The sequence below is a fragment of the Conyzicola sp. genome (genome assembly GCF_046714715.1).
In the GTDB taxonomy this organism is placed as follows: Bacteria; Actinomycetota; Actinomycetes; order Actinomycetales; family Microbacteriaceae; genus Conyzicola.
Genome location: NZ_JBKKAD010000023.1, coordinates 1 through 7,150, shown reverse-complemented (window position 1 = coordinate 7,150; position 7,150 = coordinate 1). Strand labels below are relative to the sequence as shown.

The window sequence follows — 7,150 nt, the reverse complement described above, 5'->3', positions numbered from 1 at the left end:
GAGATGCCCGCGGCCACTAGTTCATCACGAATGCGGTCAGCTGCGCTGAAATCGCGGGTCTCCCGTGCGTGCTCACGGTCGGCAATAAGCCGTTCGACGAGGGATGCGAGTGCCCGTTCCGCCGGTACAGAGCTTACAGTGGCCCACTCGGGTGCGTCGGGGTTAATTCCGAGAACCTCGACCATGGCCACGATTTCGGCCCGGATGGTGGCTACGACCGCGAGGTCTTCGCTGTCGAGGGCCGCATTGCCGGCCCGCACCCGCTCGTGCAGCACGGCGAGGGCCTGCGGAACCGCGAGGTCGTCGTCCATGGCCTCGGCGAACTCGTCGGGCACGACCGGCAGGCCGCCGCCCGCGAATCGCGTGTTCGCGATGCGGCGGTGCGATCGGTCGAGAAAGACCTCGATGCGTTCGAGCGCGGCCTCAGCCTCGACGAGCGCGCCGTCGTGGTAGTCGATGGTCGACCGGTAGTGGGCGGCCCCCAGGTAGTAGCGGATCACGAGGGGACGCGCGAGGTCGAGGAACTCGGCGGCGTAGATCGAGTTTCCCAGCGACTTCGACATCTTCTGGCCGTTCACGTTGACCAGGCCGTTGTGCACCCAGTAGTTCGCGAAGGCGGCGCCCGCGGCGGTCGACTGGGCGAGCTCGTTCTCGTGGTGCGGGAAGCGCAGGTCGAGACCGCCGCCGTGGATGTCGAAGTTGTCGCCGAGGTAGCGCGAGCTCATGGCCGAGCACTCGATGTGCCAACCGGGTCGGCCGCGGCCCCACGGCGATTCCCAGGCCGCCGAGGCCGGTTCGTCGGCCTTGTGGCCCTTCCAGAGGGCGAAGTCCTGCGGTGCGCGCTTGCCGCGCGGGTCGGCGTCGGTTGCCGCCACCATGTCGGCGGGCCGCTGGTTGGTGAGCGCGCCGTAGGTGGGCCACGACGCGGTGTCGAAGTAGACGTCGCCCTCGGCCGGGTAGGCGTGGCCGTTGTCGACGAGGCGTTGGATGATCCGCTGCATCTCGTTGATCGACGCGGTAGCCCGCGGCTCGTACGTCGGAGGCAGGATGCCGAGCCGGTTGTAGCCCGCCGTGAACTCGAGCTCGAAGCGGTAGGCGAGCGCCCACCACTCCTCGCTCTCCGAAGCGTTCGCGAGGATCTTGTCGTCTATGTCGGTGACGTTGCGCACGAGCGTCACGTCGAAGCCGCGGTAGGTGAGCCAGCGTCGCCACAGGTCGTAGACGAGGGCCGAACGCAGGTGCCCGATGTGGGGCGACGACTGCACAGTGGGGCCGCACACGTAGAGTCCCACCTGGCCATCGACGATGGGTTCGAAGTCGGTGGTTTCTTGGCGTTTGGAGTCGTAGAGGCGCACAGTCACGCGCGCCAGTTTATCGGCGCGCGTGCGCTAGCGGCGCAACAGCGTCGATGGGGATCGCGGTGCGCAACCGCGCTAGCGGCTCAACAGAACCGTCGCGATCGCGGTGACGCCTTCGCCCCGGCCGGTGAAGCCGAGACCGTCGGTGGTCGTGGCCGAAACGCTGACGGGAGCACCGACGAGATCGGTCATGCGCTGTTCGATCAGGATGCGACGGGGCGCGACCTTCGGACGGTTGCCGACGATCTGCACGGCGACGTTCTCGACGGCGAATCCCGCCGCGGTGACGAGCTTCACGGTCGCGCAGACGAACACGTCGCCGTGTGCCCCGGCGAACCGTGGATCATCGGTGCCGAAATTGCCGCCGATGTCGCCCAGCCCCGCGGCCGACAGCAGGGCGTCGCACACGGCGTGCGCCACCGCGTCGCCGTCGCTGTGCCCTGCCAGCCCGGGCTCGCCCGGCCAGTGCAGTCCGCCGAGCCACAACGGCTGGCTCTCGTCGAAGCCGTGGACGTCGATGCCGACGCCCGTGCGCATGCTGACGGCCGCTGCATCCGACTCGCCCGCGGCCGACTCGCCCAGAATGGATTCGGCGCGGCGCAGGTCCCACGGGGTGGTGATCTTGAAGGCCAGCGGGTCGCCGTCGACCACGGTCACGGGCAGGCCTGCCGCGGCGAACACGGCGGCGTCGTCGGTGTAGTCCTCGGCCGCGGACGCATAGGCGGCGAGCAGGCCGTCGCGCGGGAAGCCCTGCGGGGTCTGCACCGCGACGAGCTGCGAGCGGTCGACCGTGCGCTCGACGGCGCCGGTCCAGTCGAGCTGCTTGATCGTGTCGGCCACGGCCAGCCCCGGGATCACGCCGCCGCCGGTGGCGCGCACCGCGGCCACCACGGCCTCGAACTGGCCGGCGGGGGTGAACGCCCGCGCGGAGTCGTGCACGAGCACGACCTCGACGCCCGGCTCGAGCACCGCGAGGCCCGCCGCGACGGACTGCTGGCGCGTGTCTCCCCCGGCCACGACGGTCACGTGGTCGGCCGCCACACCCGCGACGCGGGTGGCTAGCTTTCGGGCGTCGTCGAGCCGGTTGGCCGGCGCCACAACGACGACCTGCGCGGCATCCGACATCTCGAACACGCGGGAGAGCGCGTGCTCCAGGATCGTCTGGGCGCCCACGGTCACGAGGGCTTTGGGTTCGGCTGCTCCGAGGCGGGTTCCGCTGCCCGCCGCAACCACGATGATTGCGACGGTCGAGCCGGTCACGGGCGCGATTTAGGACGCCACGGTGTTGGTCGGAACGGCGCCGGGCAGCCCGTCGTCGGTTGTCAGCACTTCGTCGAGCATGGTCGATGCCTTTTCTTCGTTGATCTTCTCGGCGAGGGCGAGCTCGGAGACGAGGATCTGCCGCGCCTTCGCGAGCATGCTCTTCTCTCCGGCCGAGAGGCCCTTGTCTTGATCGCGACGCCACAGGTCGCGAACGACCTCGGACACCTTGATCACGTCGCCGGTGGCGAGCTTCTCGAGATTAGCCTTGTATCGGCGCGACCAGTTCGTGGGCTCCTCGGTGAACGAGGCGCGCAGCACGTCGAAGACCCGGTCGACTCCCTCACGGCCGATGACGTCGCGCACACCCACGAGGTCGACGTTTTCGGCGGGGACTTCGATGACCAGATCGCCCTGGGCCACCCGCAGAGTGAGGTACAGCTTGTCGACCCCTTTGATCACCCGGGTCTTGACCTCGGTAATCGTTGCGGCTCCGTGATGGGGATAAACGACAGTCTCGCCGACCTCAAACAACATGGGTTTCCGGTCCTTTCACCAACGACCGAGTTTACCATAATGGCCTTTGAGTAAGGCTTGCCTAACCCGGCTTTGCGACCGCGTCTAGCTAAACTGAAGCTCCAGCAGAGCCATGCGGTTCTGGTCACAATTTTTCTCTGTACTGGAGGCTCCAGTGATTGCTCGCGGCGCGGCATCCGCCATCCTCATCGGCGGCCTGCTTCTTGGCACGACCGGCTGCTCGCTCTTCTCGGAGAAGGCGACGCTCATCCAGTACGAGCCGAGCGACGGCACCGCTGCCACCATCGGCGACATCCAACTGCGCAACGTGCTCGCGATCACCGAAGACGGCGAGACGGTCAACCTGGTGCTCACGGCGAACAACAACGCCGACAAAGGCATCTTCGTCACCCTCCAGTACAACGACGGCGCGGGCGAGGCGCAGCTCTACGTGGCTGGCAACTCCGCGAAGTCGTTCGGGCAGCCCGACGAAGACTCGGTGATCCTCACCGACGCCGACGTCGAGATCGGCGGCCTCATGCCGCTCTACGTGCAGTTCGGACAGGAGCAGGGCAAAGAGCTGCTGGTTCCCGTGTTCGACGGCAGCCTCGGCGAGTACTCGACGCTCGTGCCCGTCGCTCCCACGAGCACGCCCTCGGCCGAATAACGACGCAGAAGAGCTGCGGATGCCGCGGCATCCGCACCTCTTCTGCTACCGGCCTTAGGCCTCGAAGCGGTATCCCAGACCGCGCACGGTCACGAGCATGGTCGGCTCAGACGGCACCTTCTCGATGCGCGAACGGATGCGCTTGATGTGCACGTCGAGCGTCTTGGTGTCGCCGAAGTAGTCGGCGCCCCACACCCGGTCGATGAGCTGTCCGCGGGTGAGCACGCGGCCCGAGTTGCGCAGCAGCAGTTCGAGCAGCTCGAACTCCTTGAGCGGCATGGCCGTCTCGGTGCCGTCGACGGTGACCGTGTGGCGCTCCACGTCCATGCGCACCGATCCGGCCTCGAGGATCGCCTCGTGGTCGTCCTCCACCTCGAGGCGGCGGCGCAGAACGGCGCGGATGCGTGCCAGCAGTTCGCGGGTCGAGTAGGGCTTGGTGACGTAGTCGTCGGCGCCGAGTTCCAGGCCCACGACGATGTCGATCTCGCTGTCTTTCGCGGTGAGCATGATGATCGGCACGGTGGAGCGGGTGCGGATCTCACGGCACACCTCGGTACCCGAGAGGCCGGGGAGCATGAGGTCGAGCAGCACGAGGTCGGCCCCGTTGCGGTCGAACTCGGCCACGGCAGCGAGGCCGTCGGCGGCGACCGTCGTCTCGTATCCCTCGCGTTCGAGCAGGTACGCGAGCGGCTCGCTGAGAGACTGTTCGTCTTCGACGATGAGAATCGAGGTCATTTTTCTTCTCCAGTGCGGGCCCCGGCGTCGGTCGCCTCGGGCAGTCGAATGGTAAACGTAGAACCGTTGCCGACCTGCGACCAGACGCGAACGTCGCCGCCGTGGTTGTGGGCGACGTGTTTGACGATGCTGAGTCCGAGACCGGAGCCGCCGGTGTTCCTGCTGCGCGCCGGGTCGATGCGGAAGAACCGCTCGAAGACGCGATCGAGGTCTTCTTCGGGGATGCCGATGCCCTGATCGGTCACGGCGATCTCGACGATGCCCCGGGTGTTGCTCACACCGATGCCGATGCGCGACGTCGTCGGCGAGTATTGGATCGCGTTGGCGATGAGGTTGTGAGGGCCACCACGAGCAGGGCCTCGTCGCCGTAGACGGTCGCGCCGTGGACGCCACCGCTCACGAGCTGCACCGCGCTCGCGTCGGCGGCCACGTGGTTCTGGTCGATGGCGAGCGACACCACGTGGTCGATCGACACGAGTTCGGGTTTCGCCAGGGCGTCGGCCGCCTGCAGCCGCGAGAGCTCGATGATCTCCTGCGTGATGCGGGTGAGGCGCTCGCTCTCCTTCGTCAGGCGCTTGGCGAACTTGCGCACCTGCTCGGGGTCGTCGGCCGCAAAGGCGAGGGCCTCGGCGAGCAGGCTCACCGCGCCGATCGGGGTCTTCAGTTCGTGGCTGATGTTGGCCACGAAGTCGCGCCGCACGTCGTCGAGGCGGTAGGCCTCGGTGCGGTCCTCGGCGAGAAGCAGGATGTAGCGGGCTCCCAGCCGGGCCACGCGCACCTGGAGGTAGAGGTTGGCGTCGCCGAACGGGCCGCGGGCGATGTGCACCTCTTCGGTGACGGGCTCACCCGAACGGCGCACCCGGTCGACGAGTTTCACGAGCTCGGCGTGCACGAGGGCCTGATGCGAGACGAGACCGAACGCGAGCGCGCCGGGGCTGACCTTGACCACGTTGTTGGAGGGGTCGAGCACGACGCCGGCAGACTCGAGCGCGTCGATGACCTGGTCGACACCGTCGGGAACCGCGGAGCTGACCACATCGACCGCACGCTGGCCGCGTTGTGCGGCTGCGACGATGATCGCCACCATGCCGGCTCCGACTATCACACCGAAGACAAGCGACAGGGGCACCAGCCATCCGGAGTCCATACGCACTAGGTTAGTTACAACTTGAAGGCCGCCTGACAGGTGTGCCGTTACGGGCGGCGCACTTCGCCGACTGTTCAACTGGTCAACACCCGTTGTTCACCCTGTGCGGGCAGTCTGGCGTGAACTGTGCGGACCGAACAATGTCCACACCGAAAGGGACGAAAACGTGCGCGAGGTATTCCAGCAGGAGCTCAGAGAAGTTCAGGAGCGCCTGGTTGAGATTGCGACCCTGGTAGCGGTGTCGATCGACAACGCCACCCGGGCATTCAACGACTCCAACGTCTCCCTTGCGGAGACAGTTATCGCCGATGACGAGAAGATCGACGTCGCCGCTCTCGAGCTCGACGAGCTCGCCATCAACATCCTGGCCCGGCAGCAGCCGGTGGCCCGCGACCTTCGCATCGTCGTGAGCGCCCTGCGCATCTCGGCGTCGCTCGAGCGCATGGGCGACATGTCGGAGCACATCGCGCAGCTCGCGCGCTACCGCTTCCCCGACAAGGTCGTGCCGAAGAGCCTCCGCGGCACCTTCAGCGAACTCGGCGCGCTCGACGTCGCCATCGCGAACAAGCTGGTCGAGCTGCTCACGACCGAAGACACGCGCCTGGCCGAAGAGATCCGCAACGACGACGACAAGATCGACGCGCTGCACCTCTCGGTGTTCGACAAGGTGCTGGGCGAGACCTGGAAGGGTGCGGCAGTCGACACAGTGGATGCCACGCTGGCGTCGCGCTACCACGAGCGTTTCGCCGATCACGCCGTATCGATCGCCAAGAAGGTGCAGTACCTGGCTACGGGTGACTGGATCTAGGCGGGTAGTTAGCGAGTTCGAACCTCACCTGTCTTCCTCGTCGCGCCGGCTCTCAAAGCGTTACTCGAGCAGCCGCATCCCGGGCAGCTCAGCGGCGCGCCGGTCGAAGGTCACGGTGTAGTCGCAGTCGGCGTCGAGGGCGAGGTGTGCGATGAGTGCGTCAGCGAAGTCAGCGCCACTCGCATCGTTCAGCGCTCGCCGCACCACCCCGGATGCCTGCACGACGATCTCCTGCGACGCCAACAAGCGGCTGACGAACAGCGCGATCTGAGCCGACTCGAACTTGTACGCTCTGGCCAGCGTCCAGGTCGTCTCGACCAGGGCGACGATGCTGAGAAACCCCGGGGCGTCCTCGCTGAGCGAGCGCAGAAATCGACGCGCGATTGGTGACTGAACCGGATCGTCCTGCACGGCATCCCGAATCAACACGTTCGCGTCGATGCCAATCACGACCTCATCGTCTCCGCGGCGGCCTCGGCGATCGCGTCATCCATCTGCTCGAGTGTGACGGTCGGGCCGGTCCAGGTGAACATCCCGGAGATGTCGCGAATCGAACCGGTGGCCGCGAAGAGCTCGTACCCGCCACCTGACTTCTCGATGAAGTCGACCTTCGAACCGGTGTGAATTCCGAGGCGCCGTCGAACCTCGATGGGAATCGT

The 7,150-nt window shown here is 66.8% G+C and carries 8 protein-coding genes and 1 pseudogene; 2 read left to right on the top strand and 7 right to left on the bottom strand.

Features of this window, described 5'->3' with window-relative positions:
- From cysS to ACLQ6X_RS02325, 3 genes are all read right to left on the bottom strand, one after another.
- Positions 1-1,361, bottom strand: a 1,361-nt coding sequence (gene cysS / locus ACLQ6X_RS02335) for a cysteine--tRNA ligase (RefSeq protein WP_411698555.1), incomplete at its 3' end; no start/stop codon positions are given.
- Positions 1,362-1,433: 72 nt separating this feature from the next.
- Positions 1,434-2,627, bottom strand: a complete 1,194-nt coding sequence (gene ispD / locus ACLQ6X_RS02330; protein WP_411698556.1) for a 2-C-methyl-D-erythritol 4-phosphate cytidylyltransferase — start codon at positions 2,625-2,627, stop codon at positions 1,434-1,436.
- Positions 2,628-3,155: a CarD family transcriptional regulator gene (locus ACLQ6X_RS02325; RefSeq protein ID WP_411698554.1), complete on the bottom strand. Its 528-nt coding sequence runs from the start codon at positions 3,153-3,155 to the stop codon at positions 2,628-2,630. It abuts the gene before it with no gap.
- Positions 3,156-3,309: 154 nt separating this feature from the next.
- Here ACLQ6X_RS02325 and ACLQ6X_RS02320 point away from each other — a divergent pair, with 154 nt between their 5' ends.
- Positions 3,310-3,801 carry a hypothetical protein gene (locus ACLQ6X_RS02320; RefSeq protein WP_411698553.1) on the top strand — a complete coding sequence of 164 codons (492 nt, stop codon included), beginning with the start codon at positions 3,310-3,312 and terminating at the stop codon, positions 3,799-3,801.
- 54 nt (positions 3,802-3,855) lie between these two features.
- Here the strand turns inward: ACLQ6X_RS02320 and ACLQ6X_RS02315 are convergent, their stop codons facing one another.
- Positions 3,856-4,536: a response regulator gene (locus ACLQ6X_RS02315; RefSeq protein ID WP_411698551.1), complete on the bottom strand. Its 681-nt coding sequence runs from the start codon at positions 4,534-4,536 to the stop codon at positions 3,856-3,858.
- A pseudogene (locus ACLQ6X_RS02310) lies at positions 4,533-5,683 on the bottom strand (sensor histidine kinase). The gene ACLQ6X_RS02315 and the pseudogene ACLQ6X_RS02310 overlap by 4 nt, the downstream one beginning before the upstream one ends.
- 166 nt (positions 5,684-5,849) lie before the next feature.
- Here ACLQ6X_RS02310 and phoU point away from each other — a divergent pair.
- On the top strand, positions 5,850-6,491 hold the full coding sequence (gene phoU, locus ACLQ6X_RS02305) for a phosphate signaling complex protein PhoU (protein ID WP_411698550.1): 642 nt from the start codon (positions 5,850-5,852) through the stop codon (positions 6,489-6,491).
- A 60-nt stretch (positions 6,492-6,551) separates the two neighbouring features.
- On the opposite strand, the gene ACLQ6X_RS02300 is transcribed toward phoU, so the two are convergent.
- Together ACLQ6X_RS02300 and ACLQ6X_RS02295 are read right to left on the bottom strand one after the other, a co-directional pair.
- Positions 6,552-6,941: a PIN domain-containing protein gene (locus ACLQ6X_RS02300; RefSeq protein WP_411698548.1), complete on the bottom strand. Its 390-nt coding sequence runs from the start codon at positions 6,939-6,941 to the stop codon at positions 6,552-6,554.
- Positions 6,938-7,150, bottom strand: a 213-nt coding sequence (locus ACLQ6X_RS02295) for an AbrB/MazE/SpoVT family DNA-binding domain-containing protein (RefSeq protein ID WP_411698547.1), incomplete at its 5' end; no start/stop codon positions are given. The genes ACLQ6X_RS02300 and ACLQ6X_RS02295, both read right to left, overlap by 4 nt.